This window comes from Ktedonobacteraceae bacterium (assembly GCA_035653615.1).
GTDB lineage: Bacteria > Chloroflexota > Ktedonobacteria > Ktedonobacterales > Ktedonobacteraceae > DASRBN01.
Genome location: DASRBN010000037.1, coordinates 19,183 through 40,402, shown reverse-complemented (window position 1 = coordinate 40,402; position 21,220 = coordinate 19,183). Strand labels below are relative to the sequence as shown.

General features: G+C 54.5%; 20 protein-coding genes and 2 tRNA genes. 4 read left to right on the top strand and 18 right to left on the bottom strand.

The window, feature by feature from the left end; translation table 11 throughout:
- The first annotated feature begins 118 nt into the window (after positions 1-118).
- The 3 genes from VFA09_21350 (at position 119) to VFA09_21340 (ending at position 2,277) form a co-directional block, all read left to right on the top strand.
- Entirely contained in the window at positions 119-379 is a 261-nt protein-coding gene (locus tag VFA09_21350) for a hypothetical protein (GenBank protein ID HZU69831.1), read from the top strand.
- A gap of 8 nt (positions 380-387) precedes the next feature.
- Complete coding sequence (locus VFA09_21345) at positions 388-783, top strand: hypothetical protein (GenBank protein HZU69830.1); 396 nt, start codon at positions 388-390, stop codon at positions 781-783.
- Positions 784-999: 216 nt separating this feature from the next.
- A complete protein-coding gene (locus VFA09_21340; GenBank protein HZU69829.1) occupies positions 1,000-2,277 on the top strand; it encodes a serine/threonine-protein kinase in 1,278 nt (425 codons plus the stop codon).
- Positions 2,278-2,391: 114 nt separating this feature from the next.
- On the opposite strand, the gene VFA09_21335 is transcribed toward VFA09_21340, so the two are convergent.
- The 17 genes from VFA09_21335 to VFA09_21255 form a co-directional block, all read right to left on the bottom strand.
- Entirely contained in the window at positions 2,392-2,625 is a 234-nt protein-coding gene (locus VFA09_21335; GenBank protein ID HZU69828.1) for a hypothetical protein, read from the bottom strand.
- 489 nt (positions 2,626-3,114) lie between these two features.
- A complete protein-coding gene (gene leuS, locus VFA09_21330; protein ID HZU69827.1) occupies positions 3,115-5,586 on the bottom strand; it encodes a leucine--tRNA ligase in 2,472 nt (823 codons plus the stop codon).
- 157 nt (positions 5,587-5,743) lie between these two features.
- A tRNA-Ala gene (locus tag VFA09_21325) sits at positions 5,744-5,819 on the bottom strand.
- Positions 5,820-6,116: 297 nt separating this feature from the next.
- Positions 6,117-6,189 (bottom strand) — tRNA-Ala (locus VFA09_21320).
- A gap of 190 nt (positions 6,190-6,379) precedes the next feature.
- Positions 6,380-7,426, bottom strand: a complete 1,047-nt coding sequence (locus VFA09_21315; protein ID HZU69826.1) for a hypothetical protein — start codon at positions 7,424-7,426, stop codon at positions 6,380-6,382.
- 85 nt (positions 7,427-7,511) lie between these two features.
- Positions 7,512-8,450 (bottom strand): hypothetical protein, encoded by a 939-nt coding sequence (locus VFA09_21310; GenBank protein ID HZU69825.1) that lies wholly within the window; start codon positions 8,448-8,450, stop codon positions 7,512-7,514.
- A 15-nt stretch (positions 8,451-8,465) separates the two neighbouring features.
- Positions 8,466-8,954: a hypothetical protein gene (locus VFA09_21305; GenBank protein HZU69824.1), complete on the bottom strand. Its 489-nt coding sequence runs from the start codon at positions 8,952-8,954 to the stop codon at positions 8,466-8,468.
- Between the two features lie 63 nt (positions 8,955-9,017).
- Positions 9,018-9,614, bottom strand: coding sequence for a hypothetical protein (locus VFA09_21300; GenBank protein ID HZU69823.1), 597 nt, complete (start codon positions 9,612-9,614; stop codon positions 9,018-9,020).
- Positions 9,601-12,186, bottom strand: coding sequence for a baseplate J/gp47 family protein (locus VFA09_21295; protein ID HZU69822.1), 2,586 nt, complete (start codon positions 12,184-12,186; stop codon positions 9,601-9,603). The genes VFA09_21300 and VFA09_21295 overlap by 14 nt, the downstream gene beginning before the upstream one ends.
- Positions 12,186-12,617, bottom strand: a complete 432-nt coding sequence (locus VFA09_21290) for a GPW/gp25 family protein (GenBank protein HZU69821.1) — start codon at positions 12,615-12,617, stop codon at positions 12,186-12,188. Before VFA09_21290 ends, VFA09_21295 begins: the two co-directional genes overlap by 1 nt.
- On the bottom strand, positions 12,614-12,955 hold the full coding sequence (locus VFA09_21285; protein HZU69820.1) for a hypothetical protein: 342 nt from the start codon (positions 12,953-12,955) through the stop codon (positions 12,614-12,616). The genes VFA09_21290 and VFA09_21285 overlap by 4 nt, the downstream gene beginning before the upstream one ends.
- A 10-nt stretch (positions 12,956-12,965) precedes the next feature.
- A complete protein-coding gene (locus VFA09_21280) occupies positions 12,966-14,489 on the bottom strand; it encodes a phage baseplate assembly protein V (GenBank protein HZU69819.1) in 1,524 nt (507 codons plus the stop codon).
- Positions 14,486-15,238: a hypothetical protein gene (locus tag VFA09_21275; GenBank protein HZU69818.1), complete on the bottom strand. Its 753-nt coding sequence runs from the start codon at positions 15,236-15,238 to the stop codon at positions 14,486-14,488. The genes VFA09_21280 and VFA09_21275 overlap by 4 nt, the downstream gene beginning before the upstream one ends.
- Entirely contained in the window at positions 15,226-16,245 is a 1,020-nt protein-coding gene (locus VFA09_21270) for a hypothetical protein (GenBank protein HZU69817.1), read from the bottom strand. Before VFA09_21270 ends, VFA09_21275 begins: the two co-directional genes overlap by 13 nt.
- Before the next feature lie 5 nt (positions 16,246-16,250).
- Positions 16,251-16,733 carry a phage tail protein gene (locus tag VFA09_21265; GenBank protein HZU69816.1) on the bottom strand — a complete coding sequence of 161 codons (483 nt, stop codon included), beginning with the start codon at positions 16,731-16,733 and terminating at the stop codon, positions 16,251-16,253.
- Positions 16,734-17,972 (bottom strand): phage tail sheath C-terminal domain-containing protein, encoded by a 1,239-nt coding sequence (locus VFA09_21260; protein ID HZU69815.1) that lies wholly within the window; start codon positions 17,970-17,972, stop codon positions 16,734-16,736.
- Positions 17,973-17,980: 8 nt separating this feature from the next.
- Entirely contained in the window at positions 17,981-18,667 is a 687-nt protein-coding gene (locus VFA09_21255; GenBank protein HZU69814.1) for a hypothetical protein, read from the bottom strand.
- A gap of 367 nt (positions 18,668-19,034) precedes the next feature.
- On the opposite strand from VFA09_21255, the gene VFA09_21250 reads away from it, so the two are divergent.
- The gene (locus VFA09_21250; GenBank protein ID HZU69813.1) at positions 19,035-19,829 is read left to right on the top strand and encodes a hypothetical protein; all 795 of its coding nucleotides are present in this window, start codon (positions 19,035-19,037) and stop codon (positions 19,827-19,829) included.
- Positions 19,830-19,843: 14 nt separating this feature from the next.
- On the opposite strand, the gene VFA09_21245 is transcribed toward VFA09_21250, so the two are convergent.
- A complete protein-coding gene (locus VFA09_21245; GenBank protein ID HZU69812.1) occupies positions 19,844-20,896 on the bottom strand; it encodes a DUF1611 domain-containing protein in 1,053 nt (350 codons plus the stop codon).
- Positions 20,897-21,220: the final 324 nt, after the last annotated feature.

Genomic DNA, 21,220 nt, shown 5'->3' with positions numbered 1-21,220 from the left:
CTTGCGGTGCGGAATTTGATAAGAATCCCTCGCACACTCGAATCCTCTTGCGAATTTATGGGTAATCACCGGGAATTTATACTTGTTTTCTGAGCATTTACATGGTAAGATCATTGCTATGAGCGAACAAAATCCCTTACAGACCGAACTTGAATACTTTCAGAAACACAAACAAGAATATCAAAAACTCTATAAGGGTCAGTTTGTCCTGATTAAGGGTGAGATGTTAGCGGGTGCATTTACTACAGATGCAGAAGCATATCAGGCAGGTCTTGAGACATTTGGCAATCAACCCTTTTTGATAAAGCAAGTTCTGGACGGCGATGACACTATTTTCTATCCTGCCTTAACTGCTGGTTTGCTCCATATTAATTTTTAGAGTTTTGTATGCCAGTTTACAATAGTCAAGCATTTGCGAATGTCCCAGGTGGCCAGCAAATAACTCATGCAGTACTCACTGTCAATGGCCCCATTCTTGATATTTCTGTGTCTATTCCCCAGGCACTTGCAAACCTTTATGCCAGGCAACAAATACCTCTTCCTTCACCTATCACTGGTATTGCATTAATAGATACTGGCGCAACAAGAAGTTGTGTGCATGCTCCCATAATGGGTCAATTAGGGGTAAATCCAATAGGAGTGGTAACTACTGGGACCGCAGCAGGTCCAGTTCTCCATAATTTGTTTCCTGCACACTTTACATTTCCAGCGGCGGGTATTGATTTCGATTTCTCTGCTGTTGCAGGAGTGGACTTATCTGGACAGATTATAAATGGTCAATAGCTCATTGCTCTAATTGGTCGGGATGTTCTCGCAAGAGGCATTTTTGTATATAATGGGCCTTTGGGAGCATTCACTTTTGCGGTGTAAGAACTATCTCCTTGACTCCCACCCCTTGCATGCTCTACAATACCTCTAACCAATCCAAGACAATTGGCAATTGATGAATCTGCCGTATGAACATCGCGATCTCAATCAACTCTTAAGGGAGCAGCATCCATGCCAGACCGCGTAGGACAACAACTCGGCAACTATCGCCTTGTTCGACTGCTAGGCGAAGGCGGCTTTGCCGAAGTCTATCTTGGTGAACATATTCACCTGGGAACTGAAGCTGCTATTAAAGTCCTGACCGCCAGATTGACCTCCGACGAAATCGAGCAATTCCGCAACGAGGCCCGCACCATCGCTCGCCTGAAACACCCGCATATCATCCGTGTCCTGGACTTCGGCGTCGATAACGGCACTCCCTTTCTCGTCATGGATTATGTTGCCGATGGCACCTTACGGCAGCGTTTCCCCAAGGGAACACGATTGCCACCTGCAATAATACTCCCCTACGTCACCCAGATTGCCTCTGCCCTGCAATACGCCCACGATCAAAAGCTCATCCATCGCGATATCAAACCGGAGAATATGCTGCTTGATGGAGAGAATGCCTTACTGAGCGACTTTGGCATTGCCGTCGTCGCCCATAGCTCACGCTCAATGAATACACAGGATCAGGTCGGAACGCTACCCTACATGGCACCCGAACAGTTGCAAGGCAAACCGCGCATAGCCAGCGACCAGTATGCATTAGGGATAGTAGTCTATGAGTGGCTTACTGGCACCAGGCCATTCGATGGGACATCCTGGGAGATCGTCTCCCAGCATTTTTCGACGCCACCACCGCCGTTGAGGGAGAAGGTTCCAAATCTTTCATCTGAGATTGAGAAGGTTGTGCTGAAGGCTTTGGAAAAGGAGTATGAGAAGCGTTTTGCCAGTGTGCAGGAGTTTGCGCAGGTATTGGCTGTGGCAGTTCAACAGTGCGATCAAGCTATATATGCTCCGACTGTTTTGGTCAAACCATCTATGGCAAGTGCGCCGTCTCCAATGAAAACCACTCAGTCGCAAGTTTATACACCATTGCCCCGAAAGACAAAGGAACAATGGGTAAAGGAAGGAGTCGCTTATCGTAAAGCTGGAAGATATCAAGAGGCTATTGCAGCTTATAATCAAGCTATCGTTCTTGATTCCAATTATGCTCTTGCGTACAACAATCGTGGCAATATTTATAGTGATCTTAAAGACTATAGACTAGCAATAGCTAACTTTAACCAGGCGATTAGTCTCGCCCCCAATGCTACACGTTATGCTAATCGAGGACTGGCTTATTATTATCTCCAGGATTATTATCGTGCCATTCAAGACTTCGACCGTGCGCTCCAATTAGATCCTGGTATTACCTGGTTCAAGTTAGAGAGAGATGATGCCTTGTGGAAGCTCGGGAGAAAGTGAGGCGGCAGGCAAAAAGGAACAGATGACCAATCATAGCTAAATGTACAAATTACAAGAAGAAAGCCGAGAAGCATAGGGACAGTAGTTCGATGCTGTGCCTCTCGGCTTTCTCTCCTACAGTTCTATCCGTCCGCTCATGACCATCAGCTTGAGGAATTCAAGGCGGCGCAGGACCTCGACGCGGTCACTACCACCGTTTTGATACCACTGGCGCAGCCAGAGCAGAGAAGTCACTTCGTCCTCGGTGAACTTGCCCTCAGCAAGAAGAGCCATATCGGTTTCTGTGGTCGCCGTTTCAACAGTGGACAGCTGTTCAATTTGTTTTTCAGATTCGATTTGCGGATTCATTATAGTTTCCTTCCGCCCTTTATTCGTGGGCTAACGGTGAATATATTCCGCGTTTTCAATAAGTGTTTATGGCCCCTCGCCTATTGTCATATGCATATTGTTTTAGACGAATGGCCCTATACATTTTCAAATACGAATGCGATAGTAACCTTCACAACATACATCCCCTTCTACTTATTCCTCACGAACAAAGTATAAACGGAAAATATGCGCTCCGGCTATCTATCAACTTACCCCTGCGCTGTGAGTTACCTCACATTGCTTCAACTTATGACAGATATACGTTTTACCTATCCCATAAGTTCCACGAAAAACCGGCCAATCCTGTAGACATACATAAACCTATGCTAGAGGATAACCAGGTCATATTTCTTACTATGATATTAACGTTGGAAGGTTACAAAAAATGGTGATGGAATCTGGACATAGCAAAACCAACCCAAAGTGATCAGTCGCTTTGGGTTGGTTTTGCTATGTCCAGGTGTGAAACTACTCGTTTCTTACCACAATATTAATCAGTCGCTCAGGCACGTAAACGACCTTCTGGACCGTGGCATCACCGATGAAAGAGGCCACACGCGGATTGTCCAGGGCCAGCATGCGAATCTCACCCTCGCTGGTGCCCGAGGCGACTTCAATGCGCTCGCGTACCCTGCCGTTGACCTGGACGACCAGCGTGAAGGTCTCGTCGCGCGTCAGGGCCTCGTCATATGCAGGCCATTCACTCACGTGGACGCTGCCGATGTGACCCGTCAGGTGCCACAACTCCTCGGTGATGTATGGAGCCATCGGCGCCAGCAGTTCTATCATCGTCTCCAGCGTGTCGCGATAGGCTTTGCTGCGCGCCACCGGCTCGTTTTGCTGCTTGATCAGCGCGTTGTTGCATTCCATCAGCGCGGCCAGCGCCGTGTTGAAGCGGAAATTGCTCAGGTCTTCGGTCACGCGCTTGATGGTCTTATTGCGCAGCCGCTCGATTGTCTTGCTTTCGCCGGTCTCCTCAAAGGTTGGATTATCGATCCAGGACTCGGTGACCAGGTTCCAGAAGCGGTTCAGGAAGCGCCACACGCCCTCCAGGTTGTCGGCCTTGAAGGTGCCGCCCTGATCGAACGGTCCCATGAACATCAGGTAGCAGCGTACCGCGTCGGTGCTGTACTTCTCGACGTATTCGTCGGGAGCCACGACATTGCCATGCGACTTGGACATCTTCTGACCATCGGGTCCCAGCACCATACCCTGGTGATACAGGCGTGTGAACGGCTCGTCGAAGTCCAGGTAGCCCATATCGCGCAGCGCCTTGATGAAGAAACGCGCGTACAGCAGGTGCAGGACTGCGTGTTCCGGCCCGCCGATGTATTGATCGACGGGCAGCCAGCGTTTCATCGCCTCCTGGCTCCATGCCTGCTGCTCGTTATGTGGATCGGCATAGCGCAGGAAGTACCAGGACGAACAGATGAAGGTGTCCATGGTATCGGTCTCTCGCGTCGCCGGACCGCCACAAATTGGGCAGGTTGTGTTGACGAAGTCAGGCTCGTAGCGCAGCGGTGACTCTCCGGTTGGCTTGAACTCCACATTTTCCGGCAGGATCACCGGCAGTTGATCCTCTGGTACCGGCACTGTCCCATGCGTTGGACAATACACGATAGGGATGGGCGAACCCCAATATCGCTGGCGGCTGATCAGCCAGTCGCGCAGGCGATAGGAAACCATGAATTTGCCAATGCCCTGTTCCTCTACGTACCGGGTAACGGCGGTAATCGCCTCATCCGCGGGCGTGCCGTCGAATGGGCCGGAGTTAACCATCACGCCCAGCGCCACTTTCGCCTCAGTCCAGGTATCCGGATCGCTCGGCTCCTCGCCGGCTGGCCGAATTACCTCGCGTATGGGAATGCCGAACTTGCGGGCAAACTCGAAATCGCGCTGGTCATGCGCCGGAACACCCATGATTGCGCCCGAACCATAGCCCATCAGCACGTAATCGGCGATCCATACCGGAACCTGCTCGCCGCTGACCGGATTGGTTACATAACCACCGGTGAAGACGCCCGTCTTCTCCTTTTCTGTATTCATGCGCTCGATCTCGGTCATGTGCCTTGCCTGGTCCACATAGGCATCGACTTCGGCCTTATGTTCGGGCGTGGTGATCTTTTCGACCATCGGATGCTCCGGCGCCAGCACAAAGAACGTGACGCCGTAGATCGTATCCGGGCGCGTGGTGAAGACCGGAATCTCCTCGCGCTGCCCATTGACCTCGGCGTAGAAACGAATCTCAGCTCCCTCGCTGCGCCCGATCCAGTTGCGCTGCATGGTCACGGTCTTTTCAGGCCACTCGATCTTGGAGAAGTCCAGCAGCTCCTCGGCATAGTTGGTGATTCGCAGCAGCCACTGGTCGATCTCCTTGCGAATCACCTGGCTGCCACAGCGCTCGCAGGTGCCATCGGCCAGTACCTGCTCGTTCGCCAGCGTGGTATTGCAGCTGGGACACCAGTTGGCAGGTGCCTTAGTACGATAGGCCAGCCCGTGCTTATAGAATTGCAGGAACAGCCATTCCGTCCATTTGTAGTAATCGGGCAAGCACGAAATGATTTCGCGCTCCCAATCCCACGCAGCACCCATCCGGCGCAGCTGCCTGCGCATGGTTTCGATATTTGCCAGCGTCCACGTGCGCGCCTGAACACCACGCGAGATGGCGGCATTTTCGGCGGGCAGACCGAAGGCGTCGAAACCGATGGGCTGCATGACATTATAGCCATGCCTGCGTATGAAACGCCCATAGGCATCGGCGGGCGCGAAGTTGTACCAGTGGCCGATATGCAGGTCACCGGACGGGTAGGGCAACATCACCAGGTTATAGAATTTTGGTTTCGGCGAGTCATCGGGAGCATGATACAATTGTTCGGCCTCCCACTGCGTCTGCCACTTCTCTTCGATTTCTTTGGGGTTATACCTGGTTCGGGTAATCATAATACACCCCCCTTTCTCTAAACAACATGGATAATAACGATTTGATTTGGGACAACTTCAACAAACAGGGAAACAATAAAAAAGAGCCTTTCATCCGCAAGGGACGAAAGGCTTTTCTTCCGTGGTACCACCCAAATTTATTCATTCTGGACGCGTATGGTGGACCTGAGGGGGCTCGAACCCCTGACCTCATCCATGCCATGGATGCGCTCTTCCAGCTGCGCTACAGGCCCATATCTGCTAGTTCCTGTTAAGCGTCCGAGAACGAAACTCATTCTACGCGGTAACGGGCGTTCCGGCAAGCGCTATTACTCTTACGGTACATAAGTACCATCGAAGAATGAATGCTTCACGCTTGCTGCTCACAGGCGAGTTCGGTCAAAAGGTTGTAGCCTTGCACCACCCGGCTACTCTCTGCAAGAGATTGACCTACTACTCCTGCTCACTGCTTTGCTCTTGCTTACTTCCTCTGTGCATTATACTATACCACAATGATTTGCGATTTGCAAGGCATTATGGCTTGTACAGGGTGGAGATGAGGGGGCTCGAACCCCTGACCTCGACAGTGCGATTGTCGCGCTCTCCCAGCTGAGCTACATCCCCTGGCAAGATGATAATAGCACATTGGAGCAGAGTTGTAAATAGGGTATATTCTGGTAATTACCCAGAAGTCCGTCAGCTCAGATGCGGTGGCTTGGCTTAATGAAAGGGGGGACCAGAGATTCTTCGCGAGAAGTGTACGATACGTATATTCGCTCCCAGGTTCAGCAACGCTGGTAGCCTGTAAGCATTTTCAAAGAACAGCGCTATCCTTGACATAAGAATCTCGTGACCCTGAAGGTAGAGGAGCATTCAACAAATTGGGTGGATATTCGGTTGGAATAGACCCTTGTGATATTTTATCTAAAACAAACGTGCCATCCGGCTGAGTATGGCCAGGATAGAAATAAACACCATGTAAGCTGCCATCTTGATAAACCACTGCATCGAATGAGCAATTTAAAACAGCTATACATAAATTAGCGATACCTTTGGAGCCTGGCGCAAAAGAAAGATTCGTGAAATCTACAAAAATCCCGGTGCCATTTCCAAAATGCTGAATTGCAAATTGTAAGCGGTTCTGGGCATTAGGAGCAAAGAGATTCAAATTACCTTCGGTGCCTGTTATGTTTTCAACGGTTGCTCCTTCAAAATGGCTCTGATCTAATGTTCCCGCAATTGCGCCATTCTGAATAGTGTTTACTATTAAAGAAAATTGTATCGGGCCATTATCAAATTGTCCTTGCCAGGTTCCAGGGCTGAATAGAGGCTTAGGTGTTGGAGTCGGAGTAGGAGGTAGAGGAGTTGGTGTGGGTTTGGTGACCGTAGCTGTTGAGGCCACGGTGGGATTTTTATGGCTGAGCTGGACGAGACCATAGGTTCCTGCCCCTATCAGGATCAGTATGCCTACTGCAACGGCTACAATCCACCAGGGAAATGGCCTTTTCGCCGGCACAGGAGCGGGTACTACGAATTTGACCGTCGGCCCTTCGCTGAAATTATCATCGGGATTGGCCAGGTCTACCACATCCAGCCGGAAGGTGTAATCTCCGGCTGGCACACCGGGTGGAACGATAAGTTGAACGACGTATTGCTCGCTTTCGCTGGCGGCGAATTCGCGTTCAGCCTCTCCCTGCATCCTCAACCACGGTTCCGCGCTGGATGGCTGGACTACCAGGTGGGCGCGTCCTCGGATGGTGTGACTCGTCGTATTGGAAACCGTAAAGGAAGTCTGAGCCTGACGATTGTTGTCCAGCAGAACTGTATTGCTTGCAGCCGTGATGGCAAATGGACTTGTCATAATTATTCCCTCCGAAGCTACTTCACTTGAAGCATGCTTGCATACTCTTGTCCACAATAACAGGGTTCAGTTGTAATGAACCCTGTTATTGTCTATTCAGAACAAATGAGCCATCAGGTTGGGTATCGCCCGGTTTGAACCAGACTCCGTGTAAACTGCCATCGGGGAAAACAACAGCATCGAACACAGAATTTAATGGGAAATTGATCCCCAGATTCCCATATGAATTAATCGTAAATTCTAGATACATCCCTGAGCCATTCCCGTACTGGTTTATTGCTTGCTGCAAGCGGCTCTGAGCGCCAGGGCTGAATGAGTTCAAGGCAGCTTCTTGTCCGGATATATTGCCGGAGCTTGGCCCTTCACCTACTCCTGGCCCAAACAATCCTCCCGTAAATGCGCCATTTTGCAATGTACTCAACTGCAATAGTGCTGAAGTTGTGGGTTGGCCATCGTTATGTACGATCCTACCTTGCCAGTTTCCCAATCTGAATACTGGGGTCGGAGTCGCTGTTGGGGGCATAGGAGTCGGAGTGGGCCTAGTGACCGTAGGTGTTGCGGTAACCACAGGCTTTTTATGCGTAAGCTGGATTATACCATAGGTTCCAGCTCCAACCAGGATCAATATACCAATGATGACCGCTATAATCCACCAGGGAAATGGCTTTTTCACCGGCACCGGCGCTGGCACCACAAACTTGACCGTGGGTCCCTCACTGAAGTTATCATCAGGATCGGCCAGGTCCACCATATCCATGCGGAAGGTATAATCTCCGGCTGCCGCACCAGGGGGGACGCTGATTTGTACCACGTATTGCTGGCTACCACTGGCGGCGAATTCGCGTTCAGTCCGCCCTACCAGCGTCAACCAGGGTACGGAGGTTGTTTGCAGGGCAACAATATGGGCACGTCCACGAATAGCATGACTCGTCGTGTTAGTAACCGTGTAGGAGGTCAAGCCCTGGCGGTTGTTATCCAACAGGACAGTATTGGTCGCGGCTGTGATAGCGAATGGGCTTGTCATAGTTTTCCTCTGTGCCTACTTCAGTTGGAGTATGCAGGTCGGCCCTCCGCCTGCGCTCAGACATTGTATGCTTAGCATCCCGTGCGCTTTGCCCGGGTAAACCTTTAGATTGGCATCCGACATGACACCGGCAGTTGAAAGCCTTTCTTGTACCGGCAACACCTGTTCCTGCGTGAGTGTCACCATCGCCGGTGATCCTTGAACCAGTTGCAGCGTAACCACTCTTGAAGTAAATGATGATTGCGAAATGCCAAACGTACAGGCACTCCCAGGCGAGATAACGAATTTACCTTGCTGGAGGCAATTCCCGGATACAGGAGTGAGATCACTCAATTTCAGTGGCTGCGAATGCGCCACTGTTCCACCAAGACTGTTCACCCAGCCGGGCGTCGAAAATGCCGTATCATTCGAGTGCGCGGCCCCAATATTAATGCCAACGATGAAGAGTAAACCTATCAGAAATAATACAACAATGAAAACCTTTGTGCTGTTCGGTATGCTCATAGCAATATGTTCCTCCACCCATGTCATTCTTAGTTCAGCCATCTCATTCTGGACACAGTCCTGTCATTCTGAGCGCAGCGAAGAATCTCTGACCCCACCCTGCCTGCTATCCTGCGCTTTACCCATCACCAGCAGTTCATAGGTGACGTAGGCCGGTTTCTCTGACTCAACGATGCGCTCGATCATCATCCGGTACGATGCCGCTTCCTGTGGAACGCGCACACGCAGGTGAAAGGGCTTGAACTCTCCATCAGGGCCTAATACCTGCTCCTCGATCACAAATCCCTGCACTCCCGTCGCCGTCTCCAGGAAACGCAGCAACCCTTTCGCTGTACCACGCCATTGTGCCAGAAAGGTCGCCGCCGCTACCAGTTCGCGTAGCCGTCCTATCCCGCTCGGCAGCGGTGGGGGCGCTGTCTCCTCAAACTCCTCCGGAACCGCTAGTAAGAGTCGATCCAGATCGACCCAGCTTGCCAGAAACGGCACAAACGTATCGGGCGCGCGATATGGATCAAAGAACGCATCGAGCTGATCCAGCACCGCTTCGTCCGGCGCGTGTAAATCCTCCATTACCTCCAGCAGGGCAAATAGAGGCGTGCCTTCCAGTACCGTGCGCTGAAAAACGCCGGGGAGCATTTGCTCAATTTCATTCAGCTTCATCTTCACCTACCACCGTAATATCATGCTCGCCTGAAACGAACAACCAGGTCGCAGGCAGGGTCACTTTGTCCGAAAATTCCTTGCTCGAAGCTGGTAAGTACGTTGTGCCGCCATCTTCGCTGCGAAAAACTCCTTTCGCTCCACCTGCCATCACCAGCCGCCCTTCTGGATCTGTCGCCAATGCGAGAACCGGAAGGAAGCGTCCGGGGTCTCGCAGCGGCAGGCCGCATCCTACATCGGATGCTTGCCACGCGGCATCGTGCGCGTGTAGATCGAGATGTAGCACTCCTGACCGGTGAGAGGCGGCCAGAACCTTTGCGCCTACAAACGTGATTGACCGGCAAGTCCCCCCGGTCCAGTTTTTGCCGAATCCCTGCCATCCATTCGGAGGGTCTTCCGAACCGAGTAATTCGCGAGTGAAGCACCCCTTGCCGGGATCATCACCGCCCGGCGCAGCTGCCCCTGCCCAGAGGAACGAACGCGGACCGTCATGCTGTACTGTCAATTCGCGAATGTCTTCTCCGCGCAGTCCGGTGTGCCGGAACGTGCCTGTTGAGCCTCCGCTGCTGGAAAGATAGACGCCTCCCGTATTCTGGGCCGCGACGGCGACGTTTACTACACCGCGCACATCTGTGCTTGCTGCTATGGCATAAAAGCCCAGCGCCTGATTTGTACGGTCTACTAGCACCTGTATCGGGCTGCTTCCCGGCTGCATGGAGAGTTCATATAACCCCGCGCTTGTCGCCATCAACAGCACCGGCACTCCCCCGCGCAGCGTCCAGGCCATATCCTGCACCTGGAAGGCGAAGGTATAGGCCGTAGCTCCCCATGTCTCAGCGCAATCCCATGAAATATGTAAGCGCGATCCCCCATCGCCAGGCAGCCGCGTGACGGTAGCTATCAGCCCAGCACGATCTGCGTGGGCCTGCACGCCGGTAATCTCCTCATCTGGAAAGCGGCCCGCCGGTTCCCAGCCCTCGCCGTCGTTTAATGAGCGGAACAGCGTGGGGCCGCTTCCAACATACCAGGTTCGCGCCTGCGTTGTATCTGCCACAATCGCTGCTACATTCGCTTCAGGAACCTCATCCACCACGAGCCGCACCCGGTCCACCCAGCGCACTCCTGGCTCGGTCAATGCCACATCGTAAACATGCGATGCGCGTAAGGCCTGTCCAAAGGGCCATCCGGTCGAACTGAAGCGCGTCGGCAATGGGTTGATTGTCGAGTGCAGGCGCTCGATAACGCGCTGTTTGACAGCCTGAGGATCCTCTTCGCGCCGCACAACAATCCGCGCCGTCACACGAACCGTCTTGTAGTGCGCCCAGTTCACGAGGCAGGTCGTTCCAAGCGGCCGGCGCTCGTTCAGCACCTGTTGCACAAATGTCCGCACCTCTGGCGTCTGGTGTTCTCCCAGGACAGCAATCGTTACCTGGCCTCCACCGCGCTTTTCCTCCTCAATATAAGGCACGAGCAATACTTCTACGGTACCCGGCGTAGCAAAAGCCCACAAAGCTGCCCGTGTCAGCGCTTTCGCGCGCGCGATTGCCCTTGAGCTATAGAGCGCGGCCAGCTCGAAATCGCGCGCCGTAACCGCTCGTTGCAGCGAATGCAACTGCTGCGGTCCTCGCACCAGCGCATTCTCCAACGTTTCAGCGGCACGCCCGCCAACTGCCGGGGTTGGATTAGTGACCTGCACTCCCGTAATTGCATCCTTCAGCTTCGTGAGCGTATTTGCCTCGACATTTCCCTCCGGGCCACCACCACGCCGATACCACAAGCGTATCTCGCGTCTCACTCCTGGAATAGCCGCCAGCGCGTGAGCGGCTTCCTCCAGATTTCCATCTTCACGCTCGAGACGCGCAGCGGGGGCGAACAGAATCATCCCTGCCATGCGGTCGGCAACGTAGACATACGGGTCATCCCCCACATTGGTAAAGCTTTCCACCTCGCGCCATACGCGATAGGTCTTATCTCCATACTTGATAGCCGGGACGCGCTCGCCCAGTTCGCCAGGCGCCGCTTCGACACCGACAACCAGGTCCAGTTCATCACCTGTTGCTGCTACAATCGGCGGCCTCTGCGCTTTTACAACCAGGCCGGGCAAACCGCTACCTGTTCCGGCCAGTTCGCCCTCGATCAGATCACAATGATGGGCAAGCACTTCTACCTGGGCTGCGCCCGAGGGAATAGTGGCATTGGCTGCTGTCGTAAAGACCAGCGCATCGCTAGCGCCGCTCGAACGGCTTAGCGTCACACGCGTGCCACGCGGAATCTGGATCGGAGTATCCTCTGCTCGCGCCCGGCTGAAGAGCAGGCTGGTGCTGGCTGCCGACGGGGGTTGCAGGCGTATGCCAATCAATCGCAAGAACTCGATGTACATCTTATCCGGCACGCGGTTCAGCCGGTAAATCATCGTCTCCGTCAGGTAGGCGAAAAGCTCCAGCAGCACCATCCCCGGATCTCCGGGTGAAAGGTCTGTCCACCCGGGGGAAGATTGCATAATACGGCGGCGTGCCTCCTCCACCAGCTGGCGAAAGTCGCGGTCGTCGAGGTTGGGTGACGGTAGTGGCATCAGCGACTCCCTCCTGCCAGATCGAAAGCAAAGGCGACAGTATCGGATTGCTGCGTTGCTCGTACCCGGTATTCGAGGCGAATGATCAATTGTTCTGCATTATCTGCGTTCCGCTCCGCGTCCAGCCGCAGCACATCGATGCGTGGTTCCCACAGATTGAGCGCCTGCCGCACGTAATGAATCGCCAGCCCGGCGGTGGTCTCGTCGTTGGGAGAGAAGACCAGGCGATGCAACTGGCAGCCGTAATCTGGACGCATGACCCGTTCCCCCGGTATGGTTGACAGCAAGAGCAGGATTTCCTGTCTTACCGAATCATTACCCTCTACCATCGCAATGCTGCCACGCGGCGTGAGGCCGAGTCCCACTATGCCTTCTGGAGAGTCCAGGTCAGGATGCACGAATTTCCAGGCGCGGTAACGCGAAGTACTCATGATACCTCCGTGACGAAATCCTGCCCGGGAGTGCGCACCGTGTATTTGACCACGCCGGGCGGCGTCCCGTCGGTAAGGCCGGTCACCGTATCCAGGCAGACGCGCTGCCCATTGATGCGCAGAAAATCGGAATAGCCGGTCTCCACCTTGAGTGTATGCAGGCAGGGCTTGATGGTCGCGCCAATATTCGGGCAGCCGGTAATAGGCCTGCTCTCTGGATTGTTGTCCACCAGCACCCTGCGGTGTTCGATGGTCACCAGGTCCTGGGTTGGCGCGATATGTACAATCCCTAACTCGTGCTTGCAGTTAAGGACGGCGTCTTCAGTCAGCCACTTCATCTTAGTATTACTATCCCCTCTCAAAATCGATGTTCTTGCCTCGAATGACCACCCGTTGCCCCGGCGCCTCAATCTCCAGGTCAACTGCCGCGTGTATCTGCACCTTATGCGGCGAGAGTTCATAATAACTGCCGTCGCTGTTCTCCAGGCGGATCGAGCGTTGTCCATCGTCCAGCCGGATACGCTGGCCGCCTGGGGTCAGCAGCGTATAACGCCGCACCACGCCGCCATCGATACCCGTATCAGGCGGTTCGTGCGCGCCATAAAGACCGCCTAGCACGATGCCTTGACCGGGGTCTTCGTGGGCGAAGAGAACCAGCACGTGATCGCCTATGTCCGGCAGCGTCATAAACCCCTTGCCCGTTCCCGCGCCCGCGCTCAAAACGCCCATCCAATCCGTTTCCAGGTTGCCATAGGTTGGCAGCGAGACTCGGACGCGCCCCAATTTCTCAGGATCGTCTATCTGGGTGACCACTCCCGGCGCTACCGCGCTGCCACGCATTTCTGGCCGGCGCGCGGGCGGCGCGCTGGAGATTTCAGAAAGAAAGCCCTTCTGCCCATCAATAGTATGCGTGACCGACGACAGCACATAGCGTCCGGCGACAGAATCGACCACTCCCGTAACCTCTACCGGTGTGCCCACCTGCAAGCGCGTATTGCCTTCTGCTACTCCCCAGAATATAACTTCTCGCGCCAGGCGCTGATCTAATTCAGCCTGCGCAAGCGCCGTCGCGTGATCATCGCCAGGTGTTCCCTCATCCACAAGTTCGCGCTTACCGCTGCCTCCGACTCTTGCCGGCAGTACCTCCTCGGAGACAACGCGCCCTATCCGCGCCTGCGATACCTGCCCTTCGTGTGTTTCGATGCGAGAGGTATCCCATCCCACCGCTGTTACCGACCGGCAGGCGGCGTCGGCGTTGACTTCAATACGCGCCTCCAGCAGGGTCTCGCCGAGTGCCAGTGGTACCGCCTCGCCTATGCCTTGCAGCGTCAGCAAATGCAGGGTATTGCCTCGCACAGCGAGATAGAGGCCGCATCGCTCAGCTACTTCCTGCAACAATTCGAGGTCCGATTGCCGGTACTGCATGAGGCGCGTCCAGAGCGGCCCTGATTCTGCTGCCTGCACCGTTAACCCCAGGTCGGCCACCAGTTCCTGCGCGAGGTCTCGCGTTGTCACCTGCACGTGTGCCCGCACCGGCTGGCGTTTTCGTAGTCGATGCAAGAGGTCATAGCCACGAACACGAATTTCTCTGTCGCCCGTTGGCCCGTAGCAATATTCGACAGCCGTCACCTGCCCCACAAACAATGGCTCCTGTTGCCCTATGACCATCACACGTAGGGCCGTTCCCGGCTCAAACCGCCTCGCGCCTGTTAGCGGACCGGGCACATCCGAGAAGGCCAATTCGCATAATGCCGGCAGAGATAAGCGCTGCTGGACACGAATTTCTGCCAGCGCATAGAGTTCTCCGGCAGTCAGTGGCACTCCCTCCGCCTCCACCTGTATTTCTGGCAGAGCCTTGATCGGATAGCTCATGACGTGCCTCCTAGCGCCGAGAGCGGTGGTATGCGCAATACGGTGCCTGGTGCGATATGAAGCGGGTCTTCCAACCCGTTGTACGAGGCCAGCAGCCGCCAGAGCGACGGAGCCTCCGCTGCCGGGGAATCTGGATAATAACGTGCCGCGATCTCGTCCAGACGTTCGCCCGCGCTTACTACATGCGTTTGCACCTGGTCAGGCGGTACGCTTTCAGGCGCCAGCTCCAGGTCTGCCGGCGAGAGCGCCTGAGCCTGTAGCCGTTGCTCGCCCGGTGTTGTTTCATTCTGTGGCTCGCCTACTCTCAGGAGCCGCATACTCAGCCACGAGCGCTGGGGCACACCATCAGCTGAGAATTGCTCCAGGTACTCGGCTACCGCGGCCACAATGCCCGGTATGTTCCAGGATTTGCCCCACACAAAACGCACCAGCGGCGGACGACGCGTGCCATTGATGCTGCGCACATTCTCCGCCAGGTTCCACAGCGGCCCCGTGAGATCGCGCACATCATTGGTGACAATAGATGACCCCGCCAGCGAGACATCGAAGAGCAGGTGAAGCTCCAGTTCAGTCCTGCCTCCCCCTGTATAGAGCAGCGGATTGTCCCTTAATCCAGCGCCTGTAAACTGCCCGCCGAACGAGCGGCGCGGAAGCACTCCTGCCACCCGGCGGACGACCAGGCTATCAGGATTCAGTAAACATCCCAACCGCTCGTTCGTCTCCTCTAGCAAAAATGCTACGCGTTCCATGTCCTACCTCGCTGCTCCTCGTCCAATCGTCGCCGTCGTTCCCATGCCCGCCGCACCATTTCCCAATCCTGGTTGTCTACTACCTCTTCCTCAGGAAGAGCCGGCCAGGATGATAGCTGCTGTATTTGTTCGTCGGCCTCGCTTATACTCGCTTCCGCCTGGTGATTGCCATATATCGGCCTGGATAGACCCGCTTGCGACCGGCGATGATGTCCTGTGTCCTGTTTGGTATTAGCAGGTCTTTTCACTTGCAGGAGCGAATTTTCCTGCTCCACCAGCTGGCTCAGACTTCCTCTTTGAGAAGACAATCTAGAAATCACTTCCTGGTTACTGTTTTGCACCTGCTCTCTGTTCTGTCCTACCTCTCCTACCTCGTGCTGTTTCAATACCGGAGCGAAAACAGTAGTTTTGTCCTGGCGCATCTCGTTTTCTTCGCGTCGCGGTTTGTCTTTTCCCTCCGGTTTACCGGCCTCTTTCACCCCCGGCGCGGTTCCGGCCTCGTGACTTTTTAGCTCAATGCCCATATCTGTAACCGGTGCGGTATCCACATTGGGGACGTATTGCTGCGTGTGAGGTTGCCCTGCAGCGTCGCGATCCTGGCCCGCTCCAACGCCTGTCAACTGCGCATGAATATCCGCCTCTCTGGCAGGCAAAAGGCGAGGTTGAGCCGCAATCGACTGTTTGGGAGTCGCTCTCTGTGTAAGCAGCGCCGGTGCATCCTTCTGCACGCGCGCCAGCCAGTCTGCCGACGGCTCAGCAGCTCTTACACGCGCTAACCAGTGGGGCGGCATACCCTCGGTATTCTCGCTTTCTACCTCTGGCTCAGGAGTAGAAACCATGCCCGCATCATCCCCCATGCTTACCATCTGGGCTGTTTCTATGTTTACCTGCTCCCGCGCGCCTGGCCTTTCATCTCCGCCTGCTTGCCTGGATAGGAAATCGACCCAGTGTTGCAATCGATGGGCGAGAATGCGCAGGATGTAGAACTTGAAACCTTGCTTTTCCATGGCCGCTAGGCTCGTTGCAGTGTCTCATACACCAATGTCAGTGTCTCGATGGCGACCTCGCGATTCAAGGCGTCAAGCGGCGCCCCACGCCACTCAGAGGGCCACGCGTTGATTAAGTCCCAGCGCATCACCTCACTTACCCCATCGCTATCGAGCATGAGGATAGAGACATTCTTGCGCTCAACTTTCCCTACTACGGCGGTCATCAACCAGTCCCAGACTTCGTGTGAGGCAGTCAGGCCATAGCGCAGCGTGATATCCGCGTATTCCACCGGACCGGGGATGCAATGCACCACCTGGTTGGTTCCTCCCTCGCGGTACTTAATCACCTGCACTTTGACGCCTAACCCGCTGCAGGCCGTAAAGTGTCCCTCCGTGACTCCCTGAATGACGAGTTTAAAGTTATAGGCCCGATAGGGATCGTTGAAGACTCCTGGTTGCGCACCAGATGGCGCTCCTTCTGGTGCTGTATCTACTCCATCAGGCATTTAGAAGCCTCCTATCGTTTCGGTTTCAATACCACCAGCATACTGGCTAATGCGGAAAACAATGAACTCCGCCGGTTTAACCGGGGCAATGCCGATCAGCGTTACCACTATACCCGCGTCGATGACATCCGAGGGATTGGTTTCTTCATCACACTTGACAAAGAAAGCTTCCTGCGGTGTGCGGCCCATCAATGCGCCATCGCGCCAGAGGCGTGTCAGGAAAGCAGCGATATCGCGGCGGATCGATTTCCACAATGTCCTGTCGTTTGGCTCAAAGACGATCCAGCGAGTACTGGTGGCAATTGATTCCTCGATCATGTTGAACAGCCGCCGCACATTCAGATAGCGCCATTCGCTGCTGCCATCAGCGATGGTACGCGCTCCCCAGACGCGAATCCCCTCGCGGGCAAATGAGCGGATGCAGTTGACGCCGTTCTGATTCAGAATGCCCTGTTCTTCGCGCGTCAGTAAATAAGTGAGGTTGAGCGCGCCTCGCACGGCCTCGTTGGCCGGCGCCTTATGCACTCCCCGCGTGGCATCCGTTCTTGCCCAGATGCCGGCAAGATGGCCGGAAGGCGGCACGTTTACCAGCGTGTTTGGCGAGAGCGGGTCGCGCACGGTAATCCAGGGGAAGTAATACGCGGCATAGCCACCGTCGGACTGGCGCGCCCGCAAACCCCGGCCCGCCTCGCCACCCTGCAGCTCCTTTGTGCCACCGGACTTCCCTGAACCACCTCCTTCACCACTTGCCTTCGCTGTTGCAACCTGCGTCAAAAGGGTAATATCTTCTACTTCTCCCGGCGCATCCAGTATCCCCACCCGGTCTTTGAGTTTTTCGCAATGCGCGACGACGGCGTCATACGAGGCGGCATCCGTATATCCTGGCGCCGCTACAATGGCGACCTCATCGACCTGCTCCAGCACATCCAACCCGACGCGCGTGCGTCCTCCCGAGGCAATCGCTCCGCCCTTGCCCACATTCACCACGAAACAACGACTGCCCCCGTTCAGGAAGAAACCATATACAGCGTGTGAGAGCGCCGTACTGCTACTACCCTCGGGCACAAAAATACGCGTGAACTGCGACCAGTTGTTGATGGCAACCGCTTCGTTCACGCGCGCATTGGGATCTGGAGCTTCGCCCACGAATCCTGCCGTGCTTGTGCCAACAGCCTGAATCGGCCTGGCACCTCCAGCTACTTCCTCAATGTAGATATCGGGTGCAATGTAGATGACCATGCTGTTCCTCACTTTGTATCAAATGAGTCGAAACGTATTGCCAGGGGCTCGCGGTCTGAGGCAGGTTGCTCTACCGTTACGCTTTGCGTGCGTCCCCTTGCCTTTACCAGCAATTGGATGCTGCGCGGCTCCCCTGGTACCGACGAAAAGTAGAATCGCCCTTTCGCATCAGTATGATTAGTTAGCGAAAGCGCGGGAATCTCCACGCTCGCTCCAACGATCGGTATGTTGCCAGGCCCCAGCACAACCCCTTGCAGGCTGGTTACCGGCGCGCCTCGTATCACTAAAGGCCCTTTGACCAGCTTCGTGTCCGGCACAGGTGGCTCAATATGTAGGGGCGCGCACAACGTAAACGAGGGCCGGGGCGCTATACCTAAAGCTGTCCACAGTGCCGCCGGCAACGCGGCAAGGTCAAGCTCGTATTGACGATTCTCCATCACTGCCACGACGAGCTGTCCCAGTATACGATGGGCCTCTATCTCATCTTCCGCCCAGGTCGTCACCAGATAGCGCAGCGCAACACGCGTGGCAGGTTGGCGGTTCATCCACGCCGGCGGGGGATCGCTTAACGCCAGCAGATACAGGCTAACTCCCTGTTTGCCATCCAGGTGTTGAGGCGGGCCTAAGAAAACCTCGACACCAGGAACAACCGTCCTGACCCATGTCTGCAAGTCCCTGTCCGCTGAATCAATCACGATGTGCCTGCTTCCGAGTCTTTGCAGGGATTGATTCGTAGCTGTTAGATGAGGAAGGATGAAATATGCCAGTACCCACGAGCAAATATCTCCTTTCCGTATATTCGGTCTAGTAGGGAACTATTATTCTGATGTACTGGCTGAAGGTTCGCGCGCAAGTATAGTCTAGCTGAGACTATTCTACCTGTGAATTGTCCGGCTGTCAAGGGCGCAAGCAAGTTTGATTATACATATCATGTACTTGACCGCTTCCCTGCTCTTCAGTTATAATCAGGTAACAGGTTCCAATGCCAATCAAAGAGCAAGAAAGGGGACGGTGCCTTTACCTGCCGCTTGAACGCTGCCGGAAAGCCCTGGCACACTGAAGATGGAACGCCTGCGTACTCCTTTTCTGATACTTGCCATCATCCTGATTTTTTTAGCTATACTCATTGAAACGGGTACAGCTCTTCCCGGCGTGCTGCGCGGCAATCAGGTTCCGCTCGGTAACTTCCAGCAACTGCCTCCACAGGTCAGTGCGGCCGTCTCTCACCTCAATAGCGATCAACAGAACATATTGACCCAGTTGAACAAGCAGGGGCGTCCACCGGGGCTTGGCGTCCCCTACCTTGCCCTTGTGGATAGCATTGTGCTTTTCACCGTCGCACTTATAGGCATCGCGTTATTGCTCCCCGAACGACTGCAAGGAAGGGTACAGGGAATAGCCACGCTTATTTTCTCGCTCCTGTTGATCGTTACTGCTCTCGTACTGGTATTGCTCGCGGTTGGTCAGCTCATCCTGATGATATCGCTGCTACTGGCTATCCCGTTCGGCACCATTATCTATCTCATCATTTACGGCTTCTTTAACCGGACGGGCGCCGATATCGCGTTGAGCCTCATCATGTTGCTCAAGTTCGGGTTCGCCGTCAGCCTCTTTTTAGCCCAACAACGCTTTCTCCAGAGCAAGGGCCTCGTGCTGCTGGTGCTGACCTCTCTACTTGCTAATGTACTGGTCACCTTTCTGTTGGGCATTGTTCCAGGTTTTCTGGTCAGCATCACCGACGCAATCTCCGCGATTATCGTTGGCGTCATTGCGATCATCTGGGGCATTGTATTATTGGCTGGCGCCATCATATCGATCATCAAGGTGATCCGCCTCGAGGGCGTCGTAAAAGCCTGATCATAGAAATCATCTCAGGAAGCAAAATGCTTGACGAGCGCGTCCATTAGCTTTTCCGTCCCGAAACGAAATACGTCGGTGGCCGGCAGTCCTGTCTCGTCCTCGACCTGTTTGATAGCATCAAGCGCAGCCTCTTCAGAAAGGCCATGGGTTACCAGCGCAAGCCCCACCACTTTGCATGGCCGTTCGGGGCGTACCCAGCTGACGGTGTCTTCATTGATCTGGATCATGCGGTTCAATGAAGGAAGCGGGCAATAGGTGTATCCCTCGATGGCAGTCGCACCAACCTTGTGACAAAAGATCATCGCGTCCGGCATCGAACCATGAATAAGGCCGAGCGTGACAGGTGAATAACCCGGATGATTCAACGCGCCCTGTCCCTCGACAAAGACCCAGTCATACTCGCTACAGAAATCCAGCACCATCTGTTCCACCATACCGGCCACGAAGTCACTGATGATGCGGTCTACAGGCAGGCCATTGCCCGAGATCATAATGCCGGTCTGCCCGGTTGCCACAAAAGCGCTGCTCAGTCCACGTTTTTGCGCCTCACGGTCCAATTCCAGCGCCGCCGTCATCTTGCCTACCGCGCAATCAGAGCCTACCAGCAAAATAGTATGGCTACCGGGACGATGCGGCGTGAATTGAGCGACACGGTTCGTGGCCGGTGGACGGCGAACATCCCAGATCGTCACGCCGCGCTTTTCGGCGGCGGCGCGCAGTTCTTCGTCTTCAGAAAGAAAGAAATGCAGCCCGCTAATGATATCCAGTCCGGCATCAATAGCTTTCAGCAATTGCCAGCGCCAAGCTGCCGGTAGCGCGCCGCCCATAGGCGCAATACCGATCAAAAGCGTATCCGGCTGCAAACCCAGGGCCTCATTAATATCACGCACAACAGGAATACCCACGCCAAATGATGCTCCCAACGCCTGTGCCACATCCATCCCGGCTTTCGTGCTATCAATTACTGCCACCACCGTATCTTTTCCATAACGAATCACGCCCGTGGCCGTCTTGCCATAGTGCCATTCAAACGAGCCCTCGGCCAGAATTACTATTCGCCGCATATCATTTCTCCTTCATCATAAATAATAAATAGCAGTTTGCAGGTCGCGGTGTCCTCGCCAGGCAAAAATACCTGCACGTGTAAGACCCGCATAGTCGTTCTCGCTCCAACCTCATTATAACATCGCTGTGCTTCAAAGAAGGCAGTGGTTGGAAGTGAGCGAATCTGACCTCGTGCCTGTTATTTCTCTCCCTTTCCTTATTATCAATATGACTTGTTTCCTGAATTTTTATTTTCTATTAAATTTCAGGTGTGAAAGCAGAGCTTCTCTTCTTATCAGAGAATACCCAAATTTGCTATTCACTTGACTCATCTATCGCTATTC

Coding starts and splice junctions, on each gene's coding strand:
- VFA09_21350 (HZU69831.1), top strand. CDS start 119: ATGAGCGAACAAAATCCCTTACAGACCGAACTTGAATACTTTCAGAAA.
- VFA09_21345 (HZU69830.1), top strand. CDS start 388: ATGCCAGTTTACAATAGTCAAGCATTTGCGAATGTCCCAGGTGGCCAG.
- VFA09_21340 (HZU69829.1), top strand. CDS start 1,000: ATGCCAGACCGCGTAGGACAACAACTCGGCAACTATCGCCTTGTTCGA.
- VFA09_21335 (HZU69828.1), bottom strand. CDS start 2,625: ATGAATCCGCAAATCGAATCTGAAAAACAAATTGAACAGCTGTCCACT.
- leuS (HZU69827.1), bottom strand. CDS start 5,586: ATGATTACCCGAACCAGGTATAACCCCAAAGAAATCGAAGAGAAGTGG.
- VFA09_21315 (HZU69826.1), bottom strand. CDS start 7,426: ATGACAAGTCCATTTGCCATCACGGCTGCAAGCAATACAGTTCTGCTG.
- VFA09_21310 (HZU69825.1), bottom strand. CDS start 8,450: ATGACAAGCCCATTCGCTATCACAGCCGCGACCAATACTGTCCTGTTG.
- VFA09_21305 (HZU69824.1), bottom strand. CDS start 8,954: ATGAGCATACCGAACAGCACAAAGGTTTTCATTGTTGTATTATTTCTG.
- VFA09_21300 (HZU69823.1), bottom strand. CDS start 9,614: ATGAAGCTGAATGAAATTGAGCAAATGCTCCCCGGCGTTTTTCAGCGC.
- VFA09_21295 (HZU69822.1), bottom strand. CDS start 12,186: ATGCCACTACCGTCACCCAACCTCGACGACCGCGACTTTCGCCAGCTG.
- VFA09_21290 (HZU69821.1), bottom strand. CDS start 12,617: ATGAGTACTTCGCGTTACCGCGCCTGGAAATTCGTGCATCCTGACCTG.
- VFA09_21285 (HZU69820.1), bottom strand. CDS start 12,955: ATGAAGTGGCTGACTGAAGACGCCGTCCTTAACTGCAAGCACGAGTTA.
- VFA09_21280 (HZU69819.1), bottom strand. CDS start 14,489: ATGAGCTATCCGATCAAGGCTCTGCCAGAAATACAGGTGGAGGCGGAG.
- VFA09_21275 (HZU69818.1), bottom strand. CDS start 15,238: ATGGAACGCGTAGCATTTTTGCTAGAGGAGACGAACGAGCGGTTGGGA.
- VFA09_21270 (HZU69817.1), bottom strand. CDS start 16,245: ATGGAAAAGCAAGGTTTCAAGTTCTACATCCTGCGCATTCTCGCCCAT.
- VFA09_21265 (HZU69816.1), bottom strand. CDS start 16,733: ATGCCTGATGGAGTAGATACAGCACCAGAAGGAGCGCCATCTGGTGCG.
- VFA09_21260 (HZU69815.1), bottom strand. CDS start 17,972: ATGGTCATCTACATTGCACCCGATATCTACATTGAGGAAGTAGCTGGA.
- VFA09_21250 (HZU69813.1), top strand. CDS start 19,035: ATGGAACGCCTGCGTACTCCTTTTCTGATACTTGCCATCATCCTGATT.
- VFA09_21245 (HZU69812.1), bottom strand. CDS start 20,896: ATGCGGCGAATAGTAATTCTGGCCGAGGGCTCGTTTGAATGGCACTAT.